The organism is Streptomyces sp. NBC_00872, assembly GCF_045161915.1.
In the GTDB taxonomy this organism is placed as follows: domain Bacteria; phylum Actinomycetota; class Actinomycetes; order Streptomycetales; family Streptomycetaceae; genus Streptomyces.
In genome coordinates this window covers 4899465-4920862 of the sequence record NZ_CP108806.1, presented here as the reverse complement: position 1 = coordinate 4920862, position 21398 = coordinate 4899465, and the positions used below count along the sequence as shown (strand labels likewise).

At 69.7% G+C, this 21398-nt stretch carries 13 protein-coding genes, 5 tRNA genes and 1 pseudogene; 10 read left to right on the top strand and 9 right to left on the bottom strand.

What is annotated here, in order from left to right:
* Window positions 1-8 precede the first annotated feature (8 nt).
* Entirely contained in the window at window positions 9-1103 is a 1095-nt protein-coding gene (locus OG214_RS21015) for a radical SAM protein (RefSeq protein WP_405985608.1), read from the bottom strand.
* Between the two features lie 454 nt (window positions 1104-1557).
* Window positions 1558-1992 (bottom strand): ATP-binding protein, encoded by a 435-nt coding sequence (locus OG214_RS21010; protein WP_405985607.1) that lies wholly within the window; start codon window positions 1990-1992, stop codon window positions 1558-1560.
* Window positions 1993-2141: 149 nt separating this feature from the next.
* Between OG214_RS21010 and OG214_RS21005 the strand changes: the two genes are divergently transcribed.
* Window positions 2142-3479, top strand: coding sequence for a helix-turn-helix domain-containing protein (locus OG214_RS21005; RefSeq protein WP_405985606.1), 1338 nt, complete (start codon window positions 2142-2144; stop codon window positions 3477-3479).
* Here the strand turns inward: OG214_RS21005 and OG214_RS21000 are convergent.
* The 4 genes from OG214_RS21000 to OG214_RS20985 form a co-directional block, all read right to left on the bottom strand.
* Window positions 3476-4018: an NUDIX hydrolase gene (locus tag OG214_RS21000; protein ID WP_405985605.1), complete on the bottom strand. Its 543-nt coding sequence runs from the start codon at window positions 4016-4018 to the stop codon at window positions 3476-3478. The genes OG214_RS21005 and OG214_RS21000 overlap by 4 nt on opposite strands.
* A gap of 1554 nt (window positions 4019-5572) precedes the next feature.
* Window positions 5573-5645: transfer RNA gene (locus tag OG214_RS20995), tRNA-Lys, on the bottom strand.
* A 195-nt stretch (window positions 5646-5840) separates the two neighbouring features.
* Window positions 5841-8297 carry a DEAD/DEAH box helicase gene (locus OG214_RS20990; protein WP_405985604.1) on the bottom strand — a complete coding sequence of 819 codons (2457 nt, stop codon included), beginning with the start codon at window positions 8295-8297 and terminating at the stop codon, window positions 5841-5843.
* 204 nt (window positions 8298-8501) lie between these two features.
* A complete protein-coding gene (locus OG214_RS20985; RefSeq protein ID WP_405985603.1) occupies window positions 8502-9230 on the bottom strand; it encodes a hypothetical protein in 729 nt (242 codons plus the stop codon).
* Window positions 9231-9613: 383 nt separating this feature from the next.
* Here OG214_RS20985 and OG214_RS20980 point away from each other — a divergent pair, with 383 nt between their 5' ends.
* From OG214_RS20980 to OG214_RS20960, 5 genes are all read left to right on the top strand, one after another.
* Entirely contained in the window at window positions 9614-9964 is a 351-nt protein-coding gene (locus OG214_RS20980; protein WP_363079732.1) for a metallopeptidase family protein, read from the top strand.
* A 204-nt stretch (window positions 9965-10168) separates the two neighbouring features.
* Window positions 10169-11956, top strand: coding sequence for a metallophosphoesterase (locus tag OG214_RS20975; protein WP_405985602.1), 1788 nt, complete (start codon window positions 10169-10171; stop codon window positions 11954-11956).
* An 80-nt stretch (window positions 11957-12036) separates the two neighbouring features.
* Window positions 12037-12109 (top strand) — tRNA-Glu (locus OG214_RS20970).
* Between the two features lie 39 nt (window positions 12110-12148).
* Window positions 12149-12223: transfer RNA gene (locus OG214_RS20965), tRNA-Asp, on the top strand.
* A 20-nt stretch (window positions 12224-12243) separates the two neighbouring features.
* A tRNA-Phe gene (locus OG214_RS20960) sits at window positions 12244-12320 on the top strand.
* Between the two features lie 210 nt (window positions 12321-12530).
* Here the strand turns inward: OG214_RS20960 and OG214_RS20955 are convergent.
* Together OG214_RS20955 and OG214_RS20950 are read right to left on the bottom strand one after the other, a co-directional pair.
* Window positions 12531-13406, bottom strand: a complete 876-nt coding sequence (locus OG214_RS20955; RefSeq protein WP_405985601.1) for a cytochrome c biogenesis CcdA family protein — start codon at window positions 13404-13406, stop codon at window positions 12531-12533.
* A 239-nt stretch (window positions 13407-13645) separates the two neighbouring features.
* A pseudogene (locus OG214_RS20950) lies at window positions 13646-14401 on the bottom strand (DsbA family protein); the annotation flags it as partial.
* A gap of 142 nt (window positions 14402-14543) precedes the next feature.
* Here OG214_RS20950 and OG214_RS20945 point away from each other — a divergent pair.
* The 4 genes from OG214_RS20945 (at window position 14544) to OG214_RS20930 (ending at window position 20616) form a co-directional block, all read left to right on the top strand.
* The gene (locus OG214_RS20945) at window positions 14544-15476 is read left to right on the top strand and encodes a hypothetical protein (RefSeq protein ID WP_405985600.1); all 933 of its coding nucleotides are present in this window, start codon (window positions 14544-14546) and stop codon (window positions 15474-15476) included.
* Between the two features lie 486 nt (window positions 15477-15962).
* Window positions 15963-19949 carry an ATP-dependent RNA helicase HrpA gene (gene hrpA / locus OG214_RS20940; protein WP_363079736.1) on the top strand — a complete coding sequence of 1329 codons (3987 nt, stop codon included), beginning with the start codon at window positions 15963-15965 and terminating at the stop codon, window positions 19947-19949.
* Window positions 19950-20039: 90 nt separating this feature from the next.
* Window positions 20040-20114 (top strand) — tRNA-Asp (locus OG214_RS20935).
* 295 nt (window positions 20115-20409) lie between these two features.
* Complete coding sequence (locus OG214_RS20930) at window positions 20410-20616, top strand: DUF6274 family protein (RefSeq protein ID WP_363083826.1); 207 nt, start codon at window positions 20410-20412, stop codon at window positions 20614-20616.
* A gap of 562 nt (window positions 20617-21178) precedes the next feature.
* Here OG214_RS20930 and bldC read toward each other — a convergent pair.
* Entirely contained in the window at window positions 21179-21385 is a 207-nt protein-coding gene (gene bldC, locus OG214_RS20925) for a developmental transcriptional regulator BldC (protein WP_003949541.1), read from the bottom strand.
* Window positions 21386-21398 lie beyond the last annotated feature (13 nt).

The window sequence follows — 21398 nt, the reverse complement described above, 5'->3', positions numbered from 1 at the left end:
GTCGGTCTTCAGGCGGTCAGGTCTCGGAGGTCGTTCTCGCGTAACTGGAGGACCTCGTCGCATGCGTCACCGGCTACGAACTCTTCCACGGGCTGGCAGAGGTCCATGCGCTGTATGCAAACCCCGACGTGAAAGCGCCCTGCGGTGTCCCGGTACAGGCGCACCCCGTAGTAGCCCTCCTCGCAGTCGGTGCTGTTGTTGAAGCGGCAGCCGGTGCAGGTCGTCGGCAGTCTGACGGGCCGGATGTGCTTGACGGTGAGCGGACGGCCGTCGGGCAGGCGGTAGGACATGCGGAAGCCCGAGGTGCCCGCGATGAGGCGGACTTCTTCGAGTTCGGCGCCGAGTTCGTCGAGGAGGGTGTCGATGGCGTTCAGGGATTCTTCGCCGTCCGACAGCGAGGAGAGGATCCGGACGGACAGGGAGGGAGAGTATTTGGCGAGGAGGCGGTGAACGCGCGGCACATGGTCCCAGTGCGGCAGGACGATGTTCGCGCGTGCGTCCACGCCGAGTTCCGTGGCGAGCCTGATCGACTCGTCCAGTGCTGCGATCTTGCGTTGGGCCAGGGCCTTGTTCCGGAATCGCACGTGTTGAACCTGTATCAACTCTTCGGGAGTGGTTCCGAAGACGGAGAAGTTGACGCGCCCGAGCCCGGACAGGGCGCAACTGGGCAGTATCCGGGCCCCGTTCTCGCCGTTCGAGGTGATGCTCACCGCGTAGCCGGCCTCCCTGGCTGTGGCCACGATCTCGGGGAGCCGGGGGTGGAGGGTCGGCTCGCCTCCGGTCAGGTGTACCTCGTTGAAACCGAGGGCGTTCCGGAGCTGTTCCAGTGCGCGGCGGAAGGACTCGTCCGGGAAGACGGGCGCGCTGAGGAAGTTCGCGCCGTTGGTGGCCACGTAGATCGATACGCGTCCGGAGCTGCCCGAGTCGGCGAATACGCCAGCGGCGTGGGCACGGTTGTCGACGCTGACGGGGGTGCCTTCGTTGTGGCAGAAGGTGCAGGTCATACCGCATGAGTCAATGACCTTGACGCGGAGGGTCCGGTCGGTGGTGACCGTGATCGGGACCGCGCGGTCGATGTTCTCCAGAGCTGGGTGCTGAATCACTCGGTGCGCCTCTTTGTATGGGGTCGAAGCGGATCGCGGTACGAGGGGCCCGTGGCGCACACGACGCGTTCCGCGCTGCTGCCGGGGCTCGACAGCGGCGGGGTCACGGTCGGTGGGTGCGGAGCGGCCGAGGTGGCCCTCCGTCGGCTGCCGAGCTCGCTCGTAGGCAGCCGACGGAGGGTGGAGGGTCCAACCCAGGTGGGCACGGGGAGCCGACCCACGGTGCGGGTACTCGCCTGGGGCGGACCGGTCTATGGAGTCGGTGCCGTCGCGAAGGTCAGCCCGACGACTAGGCCGCAGGATGCGCTGATGCCGATGATGAAGAGGACTCCGGCGTAGCGGCCGATGAGGCGCGTCATGGCTGTCGTCTCTCGCCGACGGCGGGTCCACGTACTGGTCTCGACGGGGCGGTAGCTCGTGCGCGTGCCGCAGGACGTACTCGTATGGGGCCGTCTCATCGCGGTCCGTGGGATGTGCGCAGGATGTGCGCCCAGACCGTCTTGCCCGTCGGTTTGATCGCGTGGTGGCCGACTCGTACGGCCAGTGCGCTGACGAGCGGCAGCCCACGACCGTGTTCCTCCTCGGCCGTAGGACGCAGTGCCATCGGAGTGTGGGGGCTTGCGTCCGACACCTCGATCAAGCAGCTGTGGTCCGTCGAGGTCAGAGCGACTTCGAAGAGATGCCCGGGGACGTGTCCGTGCAGCACGGCGTTCGTCGCGAGCTCGCTGGAGACCAGGACGACCCGGTCGATGTCGTCGAGTGCGTATCCCCACTTGCTGAGGGTCTTCTCGGTCTGGTGCCGGGCGAGGGAGACGCATGCGGCGGTCGAGCTGAACTGCATGCGCCATCTCTGAGCGGTCTGCTGGTCGTGCGTGGCCATCGCGTACATCGCGTCCCCTCATCGCGGGCGGTTGGGGATCCACCTCACCGCGAGGAGCCATCACGTAATCAGGTCACGGTGATTACCCAACGTGGGTAATATCCAAAGTGGCTGACCAACCGCCAGACGCCAGCGCCTGATGCGGCAGAGGAGCGCATGTGCCCGGATCCCAGCCTCATCAGGGACTTCCGCCCGAACTGCTCACGAATCCCGAGTGGCAACGTGCGTGTCTGCAGCGCGACTTCGCGAAGGTGTTCCACCTTGTGAAGGTGAAGGCGGGCATCTATCCGTCCCGTGTGGCCGCCTTGTGCGGGATGACGCCGAGCCGGGTCGGGGAGATCATGTCGGGGAGGCGCGGACTCGCCCACATCGATGTGATCGAGCGCGTGGCTGATGGACTCCGTATCCCCGGCGCCATGCTCGGGCTCGCACACCGGCCCTGGGAAATCCCGTCCCCGGCGACGTCGCGAGACCGCCTCGCGAGCCTTCCGAGCCGTTCGGTGCAGGCGTCCGAGACCTCCGCCGACGCTGAGCGGAGTCCTGACGCCGAATCCCACAGTGATCTCGACGACTTGCTGACGCTCGCCGACGGAAGAGTGACGCGATCGACGCTCCTCGCCCTGCGGTCATCGGTCGAGGACTACTGGCGCCGTGACGACGAGCACGGTGGCGCTTCCCTGCGCCCGGCTGTTGTGGGGCACCTTCGGTACGTGACGCAGATGATGCGCAGCGTCCGCGCTCCCCTGCGCCGTGATCTCCAGTCACTCGCCGCGGAACTCGCCCGCCTCGCCGGGTGGGCCTACTTCGATGCCCGCCAGTACAGCACCGCGCGCACCCACTTCACCCAGGCCCTGCGGCTCTCGCACGGGCAGGACGACTATCTCTTCATGGCCAACGTCCTGTCCTGCATGAGCCTGCAGGCAACATACGACGGGCAGCCCGCAGACGCGGTGGCGCTGGCCTGCAAGGCCCAGGACAGCGCCCGAGCCGCCGGCGGGCAGCCGCTGGTGATGTCGATGCTCCACATGCGGGAAGCCTTCGCCCACGCCACACTCCGCGACGCCGCGTCCTGTCACCAGGCCATCGGACGCTCCCGAGACGCGTACGAGCAAGCCCGCGGCCAAGAGGGCGAGGCGCCTTCCTGGGTCCGCTACTTCGACGAGACGAAACTGATCGTCGACACGGGGATCGCGCTCGCCAAGCTGGGCGAGTCAGAACGTGCCGAGCCGCTGATCACCGAGGGCCTGCGGCGGGAAACAGGCGCCCAGCAGCGTGGCCGCGCGTTCCACGCCTTCTGGCTGGCCACGGCCCAACTCCAGCAGGGCAAGCTGGACGCCGCATGCCACAGTGCCGGGCTCGCCCTGAACCTCAGCGCGTCCCTCGACTCACCGCGGGTCGCGGGCCACGTTAACGAGTTCCACCAGCGCCTCGCCCCGTACGCTCGCGAGACGCCTGTGATCGCGTTCGAGCAGCGTATGCGCGAGGCACTCGGCTAACCCGGGGCGCTGGTTGCCTCGTCCAGCAGCAGGTACAGCAGCCCGACCAGGCTGCCGCTGCTGACCACCTCACGACGGTCGATCATGCCGCGAATCTCGGACATCGGGATCCACTCGATACGGTCCGACTCGTTCAATTCGGTCGGCGGGCCCGCGTAAGCGGCAGCCTGGGCTCGGAAGACGTGATGTTCCGAGTCGGTGATGCCGTTCGCCGGCTGCGCGTACACCAGAGGCTTCAGGCCCTCCACCCGCCAGCCGGTCTCCTCCTCCACCTCACGGGCCGCCGCCTGCTCCGGGGTCTCGTCGGCCTCGATCAGGCCCATCGGCAGTTCCCAGCCCCAGGTGTCCGTGATGAACCGGTGGCGCCACATCATCAGCACCCGCTTCTGCTCATCCACCACGGCGGCGACGGCGAGATGCCGCATCCGGACCACATGGTGCTCCCAGCGCCGGCCGTCCGGCTGCTGGACGTCCACGAGCCAGAGATTGACCCACGGGTTGCTGTAGATCTGGCGCTCGCCATGAACCGTCCACCGCATGAGCCAACTCCTTTTCGCCGGCGTGCAGCTCCAAGAATGTCACTTGGACGAGAAGCCGTCTGCCCCGTCAACGACTTCCGGCCGGTGCTCTGCGGGTGTAATGGCTGGGCTGCCGTTTCCACTCCGGGCCAGAGCGGCGCTTGATCGCTTGTCCGGCTGGTTGGCCCTACGCCATGTGAGGACTTCAGCTGCCGAGCGAGCAGTGCCCAGTTCACGCTCGTCCGCCGCTGTGGACAGGCGGGGTCAGTGAGGATGCGCTCGGCGTGTTCGGGGAGGGCCTGTCGTACGGCGGCTGCGTACCGTTCGGTCTTCTGCTGGCGCGGGGCCCGCCGGGCGAGGTCGATGAGCACCGGCTGGGCCGTGGCGTCGTAGGCGACGCGAAGGTGCACCAGCGCCTGCTCGGCTGCTGCTGGTCGGCGCGGATCGCCGAGTGCCTGGCCCGGTTGTACGCCCGCGCCGCTGCGTGGAGTTCTTCGCGGCTGCCGCTCGGTAGAGCCAGGGCTGTGTCGCAGAGAACATCGCTGAAGGTCTCGACGTGCGCCTGGGCGGCAGCGCCGTCGTGCCTGGTGCCAGGGATTTGCCGGGTGGGAAGCGGTGACGGATCGGTCCAACGGCTGCTGCCCGACGAGGGCCTCACGGATGCGATTGATGGACAGGTCGGGGGCGAGCTTGGAGCCGCCGTACCACAACGGCTGCCCCTGGGCATTGGTGCCGTTGGGGGCGGCGAGGCTGTAGCCGATCACGTCACCGGTCTCGGGGCCGATGCGCTTGCGCGCCTGAATGCCGAGAGAGCCGAGAACGTCGAAGAACTGCTCCTCGGTCCGTACGGCTGCCAGCATTGCGTACGCCTGGTCGCGCAGCCACTCGCGCGAGGTGACGCTCCGGCCCCAACGCTGGGCTTTGGCCTGCTCGGCTATGGCCGTGCGGAAGAATCGTCGAGAGCGTCAGTCAGCGCGTCCAAGCGCCACGCTCCGTCGGGGCGCGCAGTTCCTGGAACTGCCGCGTAATCCTGCAGGATCGCAGAGCCCGTCCACATGCCTCTGCCACCATGGACTGGTGGAAACGAGCGGTGGTCAAGCATTGGCAAAGCCCCTCTAACGCCGCAGGTCAGGAAGAGTAGTTCCCGCACAGGCGGGGGTGTTCCGGGGACACGTCCGACCCTGGAGCAGCAGGGCAGGTGGTCCCCGCACAGGCGGGGGTGTTCCCCTTGCGGTCAGCGCCGGGGCGATCAACGACCAGACCTTGACCAGCGGCTCGTTCGGAGACGCTGGCAACCTTGCCGCGTGGCCGACCGGCACCGGCTAGTGCAAAGAAGAAGCCGCCAGCAAGGGTAGCTTCGGCATCCCTCTCCAAGCGGACGCCTTCCCACACTTATAGGGCGCGAAGCCCGCTAGCCCCGTGCTCGAACGGCCGCTGCCGTCCAGCACTTCAGAGGTCCGTCCGCTCACGCATCGCTCACGCAGAGGCCCTCAAACGACGGAGCGCCCCTGCCGATCGAGACCGGACGGGGCGCTCAGTAGCAGGTCAGAGAAGATATCCCTGCCCCGCGAACGGTAGGCCGTGTGGGACTCGAACCCACAACCAACGGATTAAAAGTCCGCTGCTCTGCCAATTGAGCTAACGGCCCTCGGCGCAACACCCACGAGCATAGCCCGCCGGGGGCGGTGCGCCGATCGGGTATCCGGTCGTGGGGATGTCGCGCCTCGGTGGGGTGGCGGGAGAGGGGGGTGGGGGTGGCGGGGAGGTGGGGGACGGGGCAGGGCCCGTGATCCACCCTGGGGGTGGGGCACGGGCCCTGGTGGGGCGTCAGATCGGGTGACGGTCAGCCGTTGCGCTTCCAGCGCGGCTTGTCGTCGCGGCGGCCGAAGGAGCCGGTACCGGTGCCCGTGGAGCCGCCGCGGTGGTCGTCGCGGCGGGTGGACGGACGGTCGTGGGCGGCGGCGCGGAAGCCGGTGCCCGCCGGGCGGTCGTCGCGACGGTCGCGGTTGAAGGGGCGGTCGCTGGGAGCCCGGTGGTCGCGGCGCTCGAAGGAGCGGCCGCCACGGTCGTCACGGCGCTCGCCGCCACGGTCGTCGCGACGCTCGCCACGGTCACGGTTGAAGCCGCCGCGCTCCGCGCCACGGTCGTCGCGACGCTGGAACCCGCCGCGGTCGCCACCGCGGTCACCGCGGTCACCGCCACGGTCGGCGCCCCGGTCGTCGCGGCGCTGGAAGCCACCACGGTCGCCGCCACGGTCACCACCGCGGTCGTCCCGGCGGAAGCCGCCACGGTCGCCGCCGCGGTCGTCCCGACGGTCGTCGCGGCGCTGGAACCCGCCACGGTCGCCAGCACGGTCACCACGGTCGGCGCCCCGGTCGTCACGACGCTGGAATCCACCACGGTCGCCACCGCGGTCGTCGCGCGGCGTGTAGCCCCGCGCGCCGCCCCGGCCGCTGCGCTCGCCACGGTCGTCGCGGCGCCCGAAGTTCCCGCGGTCGTCGCGGCTGTCCCTGCGCTCCTCGCGCTGCGCCGGAACGGCGGCTGCGGCGGCCGCTGCCGCCGCTTCCTCCACCGCGCGCTCGGTCTCGGCGGCCACCTCGGCCACCGCCGCCTCCGGGTCCTCGCCCCGCTCGCGCGCCGCGCGGGCGATCAGGCGGTCGGCCTCGTCGCGGAGTTCGGCGGCACGGCGCTGAAGGCGTTCGAGCTGCTTGGTCAGCTCCGAGACCTCGCGCTCGGCCTGCTTGGCCGCGTTGTTCGCGGAGTCGGCCTGGACCTCCGTGAGCGAACGCGCGCCGGTGATCTCCGCCACCTCCGGGTCGAACGCGCCCGCTCCGCCGACCATGTGACGCGAGGCGTCCACGCCCGCGTCCTCCATCAGCCGGAAGATCTGACGGCGCTGGTGCGGCAGCGCCAGCGATACGACGACCCCGGACTTGCCGGCCCGCGCCGTACGGCCCGAGCGGTGCAGATAGTCCTTGTGGTCGCCGGCCGGGTCCACGTTCAGTACGAGGTCGATGCCGTCCACATGGATGCCGCGGGCGGCGACGTCGGTGGCGACCAGCGCGTTGACGTAACCGTCCTTGAAGTCCGCCAGCGTGCGGGTACGCGCGCCCTGCGTCATACCGCCGTGCAGCGCGTCCGCCTTCACGCCCGACTCGCGCAGCTGCTCCGCGATCCGGTCGGCGCCGAGCTGCGTCCGTACGAAGATGATCGTGCGGCCCTTGCGCGCGGCGATCGCCGCGGTCACGGGGGCCTTGTCCTTCGGCTTCACCACGAGCACGTGGTGCGTCATGGTCGTGACATTGCCCTGGGCGCTGTCGACCTCGTGGCTGACCGGACTGGTCAGATAGCGCTTGACCAGCGTGCTGATCTCGTTCTCCATGGTGGCGGAGAAGAGCATCCGCTGGCCGCCCGCCGGCACCAGGTCGAGCAGCTCGGTGACCTCGGGCAGGAAGCCCAGGTCGGACATCTGGTCGGCCTCGTCCAGGATCGCGATCTGGACCTTCTCCAGCGAGCAGGCACCGCGGTTGATGATGTCGCGCAGCCGGCCCGGGGTGGCGACGAGGATGTCGACGCCACGCTCCAGGGCGTAGATCTGGTTGCCCATCGACGTACCGCCGCAGACGACCTTCATCTTCAGGCCGAGCACATCGCCGTACGGCTGGAGCGCGTCCGCGACCTGCATCGCCAGCTCGCGGGTCGGGGTGAGGATGATGCCGCGGGGCTTCTTCTTCTCGGTGTGGCCGCCGGACAGCGTGGCCAGCAGCGGCAGACCGAAGGAGAGGGTCTTGCCGGAACCGGTACGGCCACGGCCCAGGATGTCCTTTCCGGCCAGGGCGTCCGGAATGGTCGCGGCCTGGATCGGGAAGGGCGCGGTGACGCCGTTCTGCGTGAGCTTACGGACGATGCCCTCGGGCAGGCCCAGGTCGCTGAAGGTCAGCCCCGGGGCCTCGGAGGAGTCGGCGGACTCGGCCTCGTCGGACGTGGCGCTGTCGGACGTGTCGTCGTCGGACGCCCCCTCGTAGGACGCCCCGTCGTAGGACGTGTCGCTGTCGGACGTGTCGGAGATCTCAGGGTCCTCGGAGCCCTCAAAGCCCTCTGATCCCTCAGCGGTCTCGGACGCCTCGGGCGTCACTGAGACCTCGTCAACCTCAACCGTCTCGCTGGACTTGGGGGACTCGGAGGCCGTTACGTCAGTCGTACCGGTGGCCGCTGCGGCCTCCGGACCCTCGACGGTCTCCACCGGCTCGGTGGACTCGTGCTCGGGCATGACGGCGTGGTCAGTACTGGAAATGGACATGCGAAATGCGAAACCTTCCGGAGTCTCGGCACGCGCCCAAACTCCGTGATTCGCAAATCGACCGCCTCAATGCGGTCAGCCACGGCAAGGGAGAGTACGCGCCACGTGGCGCTCTTCTGTGTCGGCGCCAGGCAATGATCAAACGATCTACTACCATACGCACCCACCCCCCTCCAAGGCAAACCGCCGCCACGGCGACCCCCGTCACACCGGTCCCATCTGCGGTGATGCCATCGACTCCGCCCGCATCCCCATGCCTGACGCCTTCCCCGACGCCTTGCCCTTCCCGGACGTCTTCCCCGACGTCTTTCCCGACGTCTTCGCGGACGTCTTCCCGGACCCGGACCCGAGCCCGGGTCCCATGCCCGTCCCCGCTCCCGGCCCGGTCGGCTCCCCGGCCGACGTCAAGCTCGTACGCATGTCCGCCGCCGGCGATACGGACGGCGGTTCCTGCGGCTTCGTCGGTTCCGGCTCGGGCTCCGGTGCCGGGTCGGGGCTCTGTACCGGCGGCTGGCTGGGGGAGGGCGCCGGGCGCGTGGGCTCCTTGGACGGTACGGGCTCGTTCCCCGGCGGGGTCGGCTTCTTCCCGGGCTGGGGCCGCTCGCCCTTCGAGGGCTTGGGCGACGGGGTGTCGGCGGAGCTGGGGCTCGGCGACGCGCCCTTGTCCCTGCCGTCCCCTCCCCCGCCGGCGCCCTCCGAACCCTCAGCCTCCGCGCCCGTATGCCCCTGCCAGGCGTGGGGCGCCCCGGGGCCCGCGCCCGTACCCCCGTCGGGCTCGGCGGCGGAACCACGGCGGTCCGCGGAACGCGACGGCGCCGGCTTTCCCTCGTCCTCACCGACGCTCATGCAGCCCGCGGACGCCGCGACCGCCAGGGAGGTGACGATCCAGACGGCGAAACGGCCTGGGGCGGACATGGCGGAAAACTGGCGCACGGGCGGCACCTCCGGGGCAGGGATACGGACTCCACCGCCGACGGCGGGGGTTTCCCTGCCCAACTTCCTTTTCCCCGCCGGGGACACGCTCGGGGCGCGTTCAGGCCGGGTGTGTGACGCGTTCGCGCCGGTCCCCGCCCTCACCCCATACCGTCCCGCCCTCGCCCTCGCCCTCGCCGTCCCCGCCGTCCTCGCGTCGTCCTCGCCGCCGAACCCCTCGCGCCGCCGATCCGCCATGGGGCGAATGCGCGGGCGATACAGGCGATTTGGCCTTCGTATCGCTCGAAAGCGGACACGGAAACGTTCAGTTCCCTTCCACTTCCTTCCACTTCCTTCCCGCGCACGCCCCACCGGAACGGCCGGTCATCACGGACAATGACCCTGTGCTGGAGATGACACGCGAGACGTTCGAAGAGCTGGTCAGCCAGGCCCTCGATCAGATCCCCCCGGAGCTGACACGGGTCATGGACAACGTGGCCGTCTTCGTCGAGGACGAACCCGACCCGTCCGACCCCGAACTGCTGGGGCTGTACGAGGGGACACCGCTCACGGACCGGGGCGAGTGGTACGCGGGGGTCCTGCCCGACCGCATCTCGATCTACATGGGCCCGACCCTGCGCTACTGCGAGAGCCCGGAGGACGTGGTCCACGAAGTCTCCGTGACCGTCGTCCATGAGATCGCCCATCACTTCGGCATCGACGACGAGCGGCTGCACGAACTGGGCTGGGGCTGACCGCGCACCATCCGCTCCACGCACCCCACGCGGGCCACCCGCGCCCATCCGTACCGTCCGCACCACCCACGCCCCGCGCCGCACCCACGCGCCGCACCCACGCCACGCGCCCCACAGTGACCACAAGCACCAAGAGGCTCAAAGGACTACGCATGATGGCGTAGCGCAGGCATGGTCACCCGTCACTTCGGGCATACGGGCCCAATGGCCCGTGATGTACTGCGTTTCCCGTTCCGTGCCACACGTACCCGCGTCCTGGGCCACCTCCATTCCCGCCGGGAGGGGCCCACCAGCGCGCTGGTCCACTCACCGCACCCGTACTCCCGCGCCCTCGGTCTGGTCGCCGTCGTGGTGCTGGGCGCGTGGCTCGGGCTGCTGGTCGTCGGCAGCGTACGGACGCCCGTCGGCCCGATGGACACGCGGATGACCCTGCGGCCGTCCCTCACCGGCGGCACCAAGATCAATGTCTCGCCGCTCGGCGCGCTGGAGATGAAGACGCACACCGCCCCGATCCGTCTCGACGTGGATGTGGACCAGCTCGATCCCGTGCGCTCCACCGCGCTCGTCGAGCACCCCGAACGACTCTCGGGGCTTCAGGACGAGGTCACCCACGATGTCGCGGACGGCACCACGGAGCTGGCCGTACGCTCGTGCGTCGCCGTCGTCTCCGGCGCGACCGCCCTCGGTCTCACCGTCTACCGCCGCCCGCGCCGCGCGCTCGCCGCCGGCGGGCTCGCGCTCGGTCTGCTGGCCGCCTCGGGCGTCGGCGCGTACGCCACCTGGAACCCCAAGTCGGTGCTGGAGCCCAAATTCTCCGGACTGCTCTCCTCCGCGCCCCAGGTCGTCGGCAGCGCCCGTTCGATCGTCACCGACTTCGACGTCTACCAGAAGGAGCTGGCGCGGCTGGTCACCAATGTGACCAAGCTGTACGACGCGACCTCCACGCTGCCCACCTACCAGCCGGACCCGGCGACCCTGCGGGTACTCCATGTCTCCGACATCCATCTCAACCCGGCGTCCTGGCACATCATCGGCTCGCTCGTGGAGCAGTACGGGATCGACCTGGTCATCGACTCCGGCGACACCATGGACCACGGCGCCTCCGCCGAGAACACGTTCCTCGATCCGATCGCCGATCTCGGTGTCCCCTATGTCTGGGTACGCGGGAACCACGATTCGGAGATCACCCAGAAGTACCTCCGGCGCATGAAGAACGTCCGGGTCTTGGACGAGGGCCGGGCGGTGACCGTCGCCGGACTCCGGGTGGCGGGCATGGGCGATCCGCAGTACACCCCCGACCGTTCGACGGAGGCGGGGGGCGATCCGGCGGAGCGCATGGCCGGCATCCAGTTCGCCTCGGCCCTGCGCGACCAGGCGGCGGCCGGCACCCCCGTGCATATCGCGGTCGCCCACAACCCGGTGGCGGCGCGGGAGACCGACGGGCTCGTCCCGCTCGCGCTGTCCGGTCATGTCCACCACCGCGAGACGGAGGTGATGGCGCACGGCACCCGGCTGAAGATCGAGGGGTCGACGGGCGGCGGCGGGCTGCGCGCCGTACAGAACGACGAACCGGAGAAGGTGCGCACCTCCGTGCTCTATCTGGACCGGACGACCAAGCGGCTCCAGGCGTGGGACGAGATCACCCTCGGCGGTCTCGGACTGACGACGGCGGAGGTCAGCCGTCATCTCCCGAAGGAGGCCGGCACCCCGGGCGCGAGCCCGTCACCGGGAGCGGGCCCGTCGGGCGGCCCGAGCCCATCGCCTCCATCGCCGGGCACGGCGGGGAGCGCCGGCTCGTCGGGAAGCCCCTCGGGGAGCACCTCCGAAGGTCCCTCCGAAGGTCCCTCCGGAAGCCCGTCCGGAAGCCCGTCCGGAAGCCCGAGTCCGACGAGGAGCACCAGGCTCACGGGACCGCCGCCGGCCACCCGTACCGCCTCACCTTCGCGAATCCCGGCAGGCGCACCCGTACCGGCCCCCGCACCCGCCCCGTAAACCGTTTTGGCGATAGCTCCTGCCATCCCATATGCTTCTCACGTCCCCGACGCGCCGCAAGGCGCCCAGGCGGGCCCTTAGCCCTCATCGTCTAGTGGCCCAGGACGCCGCCCTTTCAAGGCGGTAGCACGGGTTCGAATCCCGTTGGGGGCACGCGTCACTGTGTGCGAGACTTGTGCTCGCACATCGCATGGTCCTGTGGAGCAGCTTGGAGTGCTCGCCACCCTGTCAAGGTGGAGGCCGCGGGTTCAAATCCCGTCAGGACCGCTGCAACCGTCAGGTTGCGTGGCTGGGTAGCTCAGTTGGTACGAGCGATCGCCTGAAAAGCGATAGGTCGCCGGTTCGATCCCGGCCCCAGCCACCATCGTCCGTAAGGACACAAAGCCCCCCGCCGAGAATTTCGGCGAGGGGCTTTTTCGGTGAGCTTTTTCGGCGGAGGGGCTTTTCCTTACGCGCCTCTCCAGCGCCTCTCCAGCGCCTCTCCAGCGCCTCTTCCGCGCATCTCCCGCGCCTCTCACTCGCCGGGCCCGCGCTGTCTGGTCGCGCCGATCAGGCGCCATCTGGTCGCGCCCGCTCAGGCGCCGCCCGTTCCGGCCTTCTCTGTACGGTCCGGCTCGCTCGCGCCCCGTCCGCGCGGCCGGCGCGTCACCGTGATCACGACCACCACGACCGCCACCAGTGCCACCGCCGTCAGCAGCGCCCAGTCCGGCACGGCCGCGGCGACCCCGCGCACCCACCGTTCGACCTCGAAGGACGCGTCGACCGAGAGCAGCCCCGGCAGCGCGGTCGTCCCGTCGAAGACGAGGAAGACCGTGCCCAGCACGACGAAGAAGAACCCTGAGAGCAACGAGGTCGTGTGCAGCTCGAAGCGGCCGGCCCGGAAGGCACGGCCGCGCAGCCAGGTCCGGCGGCCGAGACCGTACCGCTCCCAGAGCAGGGCCAGAAGGAACAGCGGTACAGCCATGCCGAGCGCGTACACCGCGAGCAGCACGCTCCCGTAGACCGGGGTGCCGTTCAGCGCGGCCACCGTCAGCACGCTGCCGAGGATCGGCCCGGCGCAGAAGCCCGCGAGCCCGTAGACCAGGCCGAGCGCGTACACGGACAGCGCGGTCGTCGGGCGGATCCGGCCCGACAGCCCGGCGATACGGCGTGAGGCGAAGCCCAGACCGAGGATCTGGGCGAGCCCGAGCGCGATGATCAGCCAGCCGCCGAGGGCGACCAGCAGATCACGGTGGCCGTAGAAGAGCCGCCCCGCGAACGAACCTGCGGCGCCCAGCGGGACGAGGGTGGTGGCCAGTCCCAGATAGAAGATGCCGGTACGGGCGAGGAGGCGGCCCGCCGAGTCGATGGAGTACGCGAAGAACGCGGGCAGCAGCAGGGCGCTGCACGGGCTGAGCAGAGCCAGCAGACCGCCGAGCAGCGCGACCGGATAGCCGATGTCGGTCGTCACCGATCGCCCTTGCCTCCCTTGTTGTCCTCGGCGTTGTTCTCGGCGTTGTTCTCGGCGTTGTTCTCGGCGTTGTTCTCGGCGTTGTTCTCGGTGTTGTTCTCGGCGTTGTTCTCGGCCGGTCCTGGGCCGCCCTTGCTGTCCCTCTTCGTGGGGTCCTTGGTCGGGAGGTCCTTCGGGAGCGTCCCGTTCGTCGGGGAGATCGTCGTCGGGAGGTCTTTCGGTGCTGTGCCGTTGGTCGGCGGATCCTTCGGGGCCGTGCCCTTCGGAGCCGTCTCCTTCTGGGGGGTGAGCTTGGGCGGGGGGTCCTTCTTCGCCGCCTCGATGGCCCGGGTGAAGGTCTCCAGCGGCTGGGCGCCCGCGATGGGACGGCCGTTGACGAGGAAGGACGGGGTGGAGGTGGCGCCGAGCCCGTACGCCTCCGCCTGGTCCTTCCGTACGGACGCCTCGGCGGCGTCACTCTCGCGGTCGTCCCTGTACCGGTTGATGTCCTTCACCCCCGCCTCGCGGGCGAGCTGGTCGAGCCGGTCGACGGCGAAGCCCTTCTCCTTCGATCCCTCGGCGTACGCGGCGGTGTGGAACTGCCAGAAGCGGCCCTGCCGTCCGGCCGCCCAGGCGGCGCGGGCCGCGGCCTCGGACTGGTTGCCGAAGATCGGGAAGTTGCGCCATTCGATACGGAGGGTGCCGTCCTCGACGTACTTCTTGATCAGCGCGGGCTCGCTGTCGCGGGCGAACTTCCCGCAGTAGCCGCACTTGAAGTCGGCGTACTCGACCATCACGACCGGCGCGTCCGCACGCCCCACGGCGAGCGGATCGCCCACGCCGCGCCGGGCGAGCTTCACCAGTTCGGGATAGACCCCGGCCTGCGGCTGGGCGGGGATCTCGGAGATCACCCTGTCCCGGGACGGGGCGCTGGAGGGCGGGTCCGGCCGGGTGGAGGTGTACGAGACGACGCCGAGCAGCACGGTGGCGGCCACGATGCCCGCGCCGATGGCGATGGCCTGACGAGAGGGACGCGACGGAGGCGGAGGCGGGGACGGGGACGGCGAGGGAGCCGGAGCGGGGGAAGCGGACGGCGCGGGCGGGGGCGGGGTGAACGGAGGGGCCGACGCCGGTGGGGAGGACGGAGACGGCACGGCCGTGGACGACGGCGGAGGCGGAGACGCAGGGGACGAAGACGGCGCGGGCGAGACCGGAGGAGCCACCGCCGGCGGAGGAGTCACGGGCGGAAGAATCACGGGCGGAAGAATCGCCGGAGCCACCGGAGCCGCCGACGATGAGGGCGCTTCCGGAGATGAGGGCGACGGAGACGGCGCAGGCGCAGACGACGGCGGGGACGCAGGAGACGGAGACGGAGACGGCGGAGGAGACGTCGGAGCCGGCAGGGATGGAGACGGCGGGGACGCCGGGGACGGAACCGGGGCCGACGGAGGCGGCGCCAACGGCGTCGGAGGAGAGGCCGGTGGAGACGCCGGAAGCGTTGCCGCCGGAGATGCGGACAGGGACGGCGAAGGCGGCGGGGACGCGGGCGGTGCCGGCACCGGCGGTCCCGGTACGGGCGACGGAGAGGCGGGTGGAGAAGCCTCCGGGGTCGGCGGAGGGGGCAGAGGCGATGTGGGCGCCGATGGAGCGGATGACGGAGAAGGGGACTCCAGGGACGGGGAAGGCGACGGGGAGGACGACACGGCCGACGCGGGCGACGCGGGCGGAGAGGACGGAGAGGACGGCAGAGTCAACGGGAGCGACGGGAGCGGGGAAGCGGGCGGGAACTGGGACGACTGCGACGAGGGAGACAACGAGACGGAAGGAGACGGGGACGGAGAAGGAGCACAAGAGGACGGAGACACGGGGGAGGACAGGGACGGCGACGGAGGGGACACGGACGAGTTCGACGAGCTTGCGGGGTGCGACGAGTTCGACGGCGGCGACGGGTGCGACGGCCGCGCTGCCGATGAGGGCGACGGGCGCGCTGCCGACGGCGGCGACGCGGACGACGGCTGGGACGAGGACGAAGACGGGCTGGCGGACGGGGTGGCAGACATGGACGAGCGACCTCCGCGACAAAGGGGATGAAAAGGATGAACCGGGCCTAAGTCCCTCCCTATACCCGTGGCACCGAGAGGTCGACCGGTGAGAGCCCAGCGAGCGGCGGCGGTCCACGCTCCCGTGTGACGGACAGAACGGCCTGGTCACCTCGAACCCGGTCGCCGAGCCCCGTCGCCGAGCACCCCGGCCGAGCCACCCCCGACCGACAGCGGACCACCCCCCAGCCCCACCCCCGACGGCAGCAGACCACCCCCAGCCCCACCCCCGGGCCGCCAACGGACCACCCTCACCCCACCCCGGCCGCCAACGGACCCCTTCCACGCCCCGAACCCGCCCCCGACCCGCTGCCAACCCACCCGCGAACCGCCCCCCGAACCGCCCCCAACCCGCCCCCGAACCACGCCCGGACCACCCCCGGACCGGCCGCATCCCGCCCCCCATCCCTCCGCCCCCGCCGCCGCGACCGAAATGGGTTCGCCACCCCCGAGCCGCGGGTGAGATCCTTGGCTCGGTATGTCTACTTCCTTCGCCGATCTCCAGACCCTGCTGGCCGATGTCTCGCTGCGCGACGCGCAGCGGCTCGGCCGCCGTCTCGAGGGCGCCCGGCGCATCCGTAAACCCGAGGCGCGGCAGGCCGTGCTGGACGAGATCGCCGGTGAGGCCGGAAAGGCCGGCGAGCGAATGCGGCTGCGCGGCGCGCGGGTGCCCGCCGTCACGTATCCCGATCAGCTCCCCGTCAGCCAGAAGAAGGACACGATCCTGGAGGCGATACGCGACCACCAGGTCGTGATCGTCGCGGGTGAGACCGGGTCGGGCAAGACGACCCAGATCCCCAAGATCTGTCTGGAGCTGGGCCGCGGCGTCCGCGGCATGATCGGGCACACCCAGCCGCGCAGACTCGCCGCCCGTACCGTCGCCGAGCGGGTCGCGGACGAACTGGACACGCCCCTGGGCGAGGCCGTCGGCTGGAAGGTCCGCTTCACGGACCAGGTCGACCAGGACGCGACCTTCGTCAAGCTGATGACCGACGGCATCCTGCTCGCCGAGATCCAGACGGACCGCGAGCTGCGCGCGTACGACACGATCATCATCGACGAGGCCCATGAGCGCAGCCTCAACATCGACTTCCTGCTGGGCTATCTCGCCCAGCTCCTCCCCCGCCGCCCGGATCTCAAGGTCGTCATCACCTCGGCGACCATCGACCCGGAGCGCTTCTCCCGCCACTTCGGCGATGCCCCCATCGTGGAGGTCTCGGGCCGCACCTACCCGGTCGAGGTCCGCTACCGCCCCCTCCTGGAGGAGGACGGTGAGGACGGCGACCGCGACCAGATCACCGCGATCTCCGAGGCCGTGGACGAACTCCACTCGGAGGGGCCCGGCGACATCCTCGTCTTCCTCTCCGGTGAGCGTGAGATCCGGGACACCGCGGACGCCCTGGAGAAACGCAAGCTGCGGGGCACCGAGGTCCTCCCCCTCTACGCCCGTCTCTCGCACGCCGAGCAGCACCGCGTCTTCCAGCGCCCCTCCAGTGGTGTGACGCGCCGGATCGTGCTCGCGACGAATGTGGCCGAGACCTCGCTGACGGTCCCCGGTATCAAGTACGTGATCGACCCGGGCACCGCCCGTATCTCCCGCTACAGCCACCGCACCAAGGTCCAGCGCCTGCCGATCGAGCGCGTCTCGCAGGCCAGCGCCAACCAGCGCAAGGGCCGCTGCGGCCGTACGTCCGACGGCATCTGCATCCGGCTCTACTCCGAGGACGACTTCGAGTCCCGCCCGGAGTTCACGGACGCCGAGATCCTCCGTACGAATCTGGCCTCCGTCATCCTCCAGATGACCGCGGCCGGCCTCGGTGACATCGAACGGTTCCCCTTCATCGATCCGCCGGACCACCGCAATATCCGCGACGGTGTGCAGCTTCTCCAGGAGCTGGGCGCGTTCGACCCGTCGCAGGCGGCGCAGAAGGATCCGAAGAAGAGGCTCACGCCGCTGGGCCGCAAGCTCTCCCAGCTCCCCGTCGACCCGCGCCTCGCCCGTATGGTCATCGAGGCCGACGGCAACGGCTGTGTACGGGAAGTCATGGTGATCGCCGCCGCGCTCTCCATCCAGGACCCGCGCGAGCGTCCCGCCGAGAAGCAGACGCAGGCCGATCAGCAGCACGCCCGCTTCAAGGACGAGACGTCGGACTTCCTCGCCTTCCTCAATCTCTGGCGGTACATCAGGGAGCAGCAGAAGACGCTGTCCTCGTCCGCCTTCCGCCGGATGTGCAAGTCGGAGTATCTGAACTTCCTGCGGATCCGAGAATGGCAGGACATCTACTCCCAGCTCCGTACGGTCGCCCGGCAGATGGGTATCCACCTCAACGAGGAGGACGCCGCGGACCAGTCCGTCCATGTCTCGCTGCTGGCGGGCCTGCTGTCGCACATCGGTATGAAGGATGTGAAGGAAGCCGGCGCGGAGGCCGCCAAGAACGCCGGCAAGAGTGCCGGGAAGAACGAGTATCTGGGCGCGCGCGGGGCCAAATTCGCGGTGTTCCCTGGCTCGTCGCTCTTCCGGAAGCCGCCGCGCTTCATCATGTCCGCCGAGCTGGTGGAGACCTCCCGGCTCTGGGCGCGCGTGAACGCGAGGATCGAGCCGGAGTGGATCGAACCCCTCGCCGGCCATTTGCTCAAGCGCACCTACAGCGAGCCGCACTGGGAGAAGGACGCGGCGGCCGTGATGGCGTACGAGAAGGTGACGCTGTACGGCGTACCGATCGTCGCCCAGCGCAAGGTGAATTTCGGCCGTATCGATCCCGAGATCTCCCGGGAGCTGTTCATCCGCAACGCGCTGGTCGAGGGCGACTGGCGGACGCACCACCAGTTCTTCCATGACAATCGCAAACTGCTCGGCGAGGTCGAGGAGCTGGAGCACCGCGCGCGGCGCCGCGACATCCTCGTGGACGACGAGACGCTCTACGACTTCTACGACCGGCGGGTACCGGACGACGTGGTCTCCGGGGCGCACTTCGACTCCTGGTGGAAGGAGAAGCGCCGTGAGGAGCCGGAACTGCTCGATTTCGAGCGGTCGATGCTCATCAACGAGAAGGCCGGCTCGGTCACCAAGGACGACTATCCGGACTCCTGGCGGCAGGGCCCGCTCAAGTTCCGCGTGACCTACCAGTTCGAACCGGGCGCGGACGCGGACGGAGTGACCGTCCACGTACCGCTCCAAGTGCTCAACCAGGTCACCTCCGAGGGCTTCGACTGGCAGATCCCCGGGCTGCGCGAGGACGTGGTCATGGAGCTGATCCGCTCCCTGCCCAAGCCGGTCCGCCGTCATTACGTGCCCGCGCCGAACTACGCGAAGGCGTTCCTGGAACGGGCGGTGCCGCTCCAGGAACCGCTGCCGGTCACGCTCGCGCGGGAGCTCCAGCGGATGGTGGGCGTACCGGTCACGGGTGACGACTTCGATCTGTCACGGGTGCCCGACCATCTGAAGATCACCTTCAGGATCGTCGACGAGCGGCGCCGCAAGATCGCCGAGGACAAGGACCTGGACGCGCTGAAGCTGCGTCTGCGGCCCAAGGCCCGGCAGGCCCTCTCCCAGGCCGCCGCGGCCACCGCGGAGCGCTCGGGCGGCGCGTCGATCGAGCGTACGGGGCTGACGGCCTGGACGATCGGCGGCCTCTCCCGGATCTTCGAGACCCGCCGGGCCGGCCAGCCGGTCAAGGCGTATCCCGCCCTGGTCGACCAGGGCGCCACCGTGGCCGTACGCCTCTTCGACACGGAGGCGGAGCAGCAGCAGGCGATGTGGGCGGGGACCCGGCGGCTGATCCTGCTGAACATCCCGGTGAACCCGGCGAAGTTCGCCTCGGACAAGCTCTCCAACCAGCAGAAACTGGCGCTGTCCCGCAATCCGCACGGCTCGGTCCAGGCGCTGTTCGACGACTGCGCGATGGCCGCGGCGGACCGGCTGATCGCGGAGCACGGGGGTCCCGCGTGGGACGAGGAATCGTTCCGGAAGCTGTACGACAAGGTCCGCGCCGACCTCGTCGACATGACCGTGCGGACCATCGGCCAGGTGCAGCAGATCCTGGCCGCCTGGCAGGCCTGTGAGCGCCGTCTGAAGGCCACGAACAGTCTGACGCTGGTGAACAACGTCCAGGACGTCAGGGACCAGCTCGCGGCCCTCGTACCGGCCGGCTTCGTCACCCGCACCGGGCTGCGCCGGCTGCCCGACCTGATGCGCTATCTCGTGGCGGTGGACCGGAGGCTCCAGCAGATGCCGACGGCCGTCCAGCGCGACACCACGCGGATGGAGAAGGTCCACGAGATGCAGGACGAGTACGCGTGGCTGCTCGAACAGCTCCCGAAGGGGCGGCCGGTACCGCAGCAGGTCCTGGACATCCGCTGGATGATCGAGGAGCTGCGGGTGAGCTATTTCGCCCACGCCCTGGGCACGGCGCAGCCGGTCTCGGACAAGCGCATCATGAAGGCGATCGACGCGGTGGCGCCGTGACGGTCCCGTCGCCATCAGCCAGTTCGACCGCACCCTCCGAGCTGCTGTAGAGTCTCGTTTCGCAGCCGAGGAAACAAGGCCGCGAAACCTGGTCCTGTGGAGCAGCTTGGAGTGCTCGCCACCCTGTCAAGGTGGAGGCCGCGGGTTCAAATCCCGTCAGGACCGCAGTGAAAGGGCCCGCATCCGATCGGATGCGGGCTCTTTCGTGTGCCCGTGTCCGTGCCCGTGTCCGCGGCGTGGGCGCGCGTCGCGTGGGCCGCTCGGCGCCCGGCCCGCGCGGCCGACTCCCTCGCGTAAGGCAAGGGCCGTCGACGCCGCGGTAAGGCCGCAGTAATGGCGTACCCAAATCCCCGGGGCCCGGTCCTGAGTGTCTTGACGGCGCCATCCGCCGGGGGTACCTAAACACCAAGGCCCCTTGTTCGTCCCAGCCCGGGGCCCGCACCGGGGGGTGGTGTCCGGGATGTCATCGACAGCGAGGCACGAGACGCGCGCACTGCTGCGCGCCCATCTGGCGGCCGCGTCAGGCCATCCGCACCGTACGGGGTACTGCCCGATCTGCCACCGCCTCCAGCGCCTCGCCATGGAGCCCGGCACGGCCGACGACGGCTTCGCGGACGGCTTCTTCGAGGACGAGTTACCCGACGATCTGGCTCCGTCCGCCCCCTGAGCCCCGCGTGACCCCCGCGACCGCTGAGCGGCCTACGAGCGGCCTACGAGCGGCCTACGAGCGGCCCCCGCCGGCCTCCCCCGGTCGCACACCGGTCGCACACCGGTCCGGGGCCGCCGCCGGCGCCGACGCGGTCGGATCCGACAGGTGAGACGGACATCGTTGACAAGGGGCAGGGGGTGTGACGGGCATCACGGAACAATTTCGACCAAGGGCAGCGCTTACACCCTTCCTACAATCCACGAATTTAATATGTGCAATTGCACTACCTTCGGAATCCCTCCGGAATCACCCGCCCCACCCTTCACACAGCGGCCGAGCTGGACCGGAACGCCCGCCTCCCGGCACACAAAAAAGATCGCGCTGGACCCGGCGGAGTCCAGCGCGATCGACGACTTACCCGTGTTGCGTGGGCATGGGACCTGTTGGGGCAGGTGCCCGTCGTATGGAGCTATGGGTCGGGACGACCGGATATGGGGGACCCGGCAGTGCCCTGCTTATTGAGCCCAGTTGTGCCCTGTGTAGTGCCTTGTTGCGCCTTGCTGAGCCGTGAAAAAAGGCGTCAGGCCTCGCTGCGCTGCTGCGGAATACCCGCAAGCAGTGCGCGGACCTCTGCCTCGCGATACCGGCGATGCCCACCGAGCGTGCGGATGGACGTGAGCTTGCCGGCTTTTGCCCAGCGGGTGACCGTCTTCGGGTCCACGCGGAACATCGTGGCAACCTCAGCCGGGGTCAGCAGCGGCTCGGCATCAGGGGTGCGAGCGGTCATGAGCGGCCTCCTC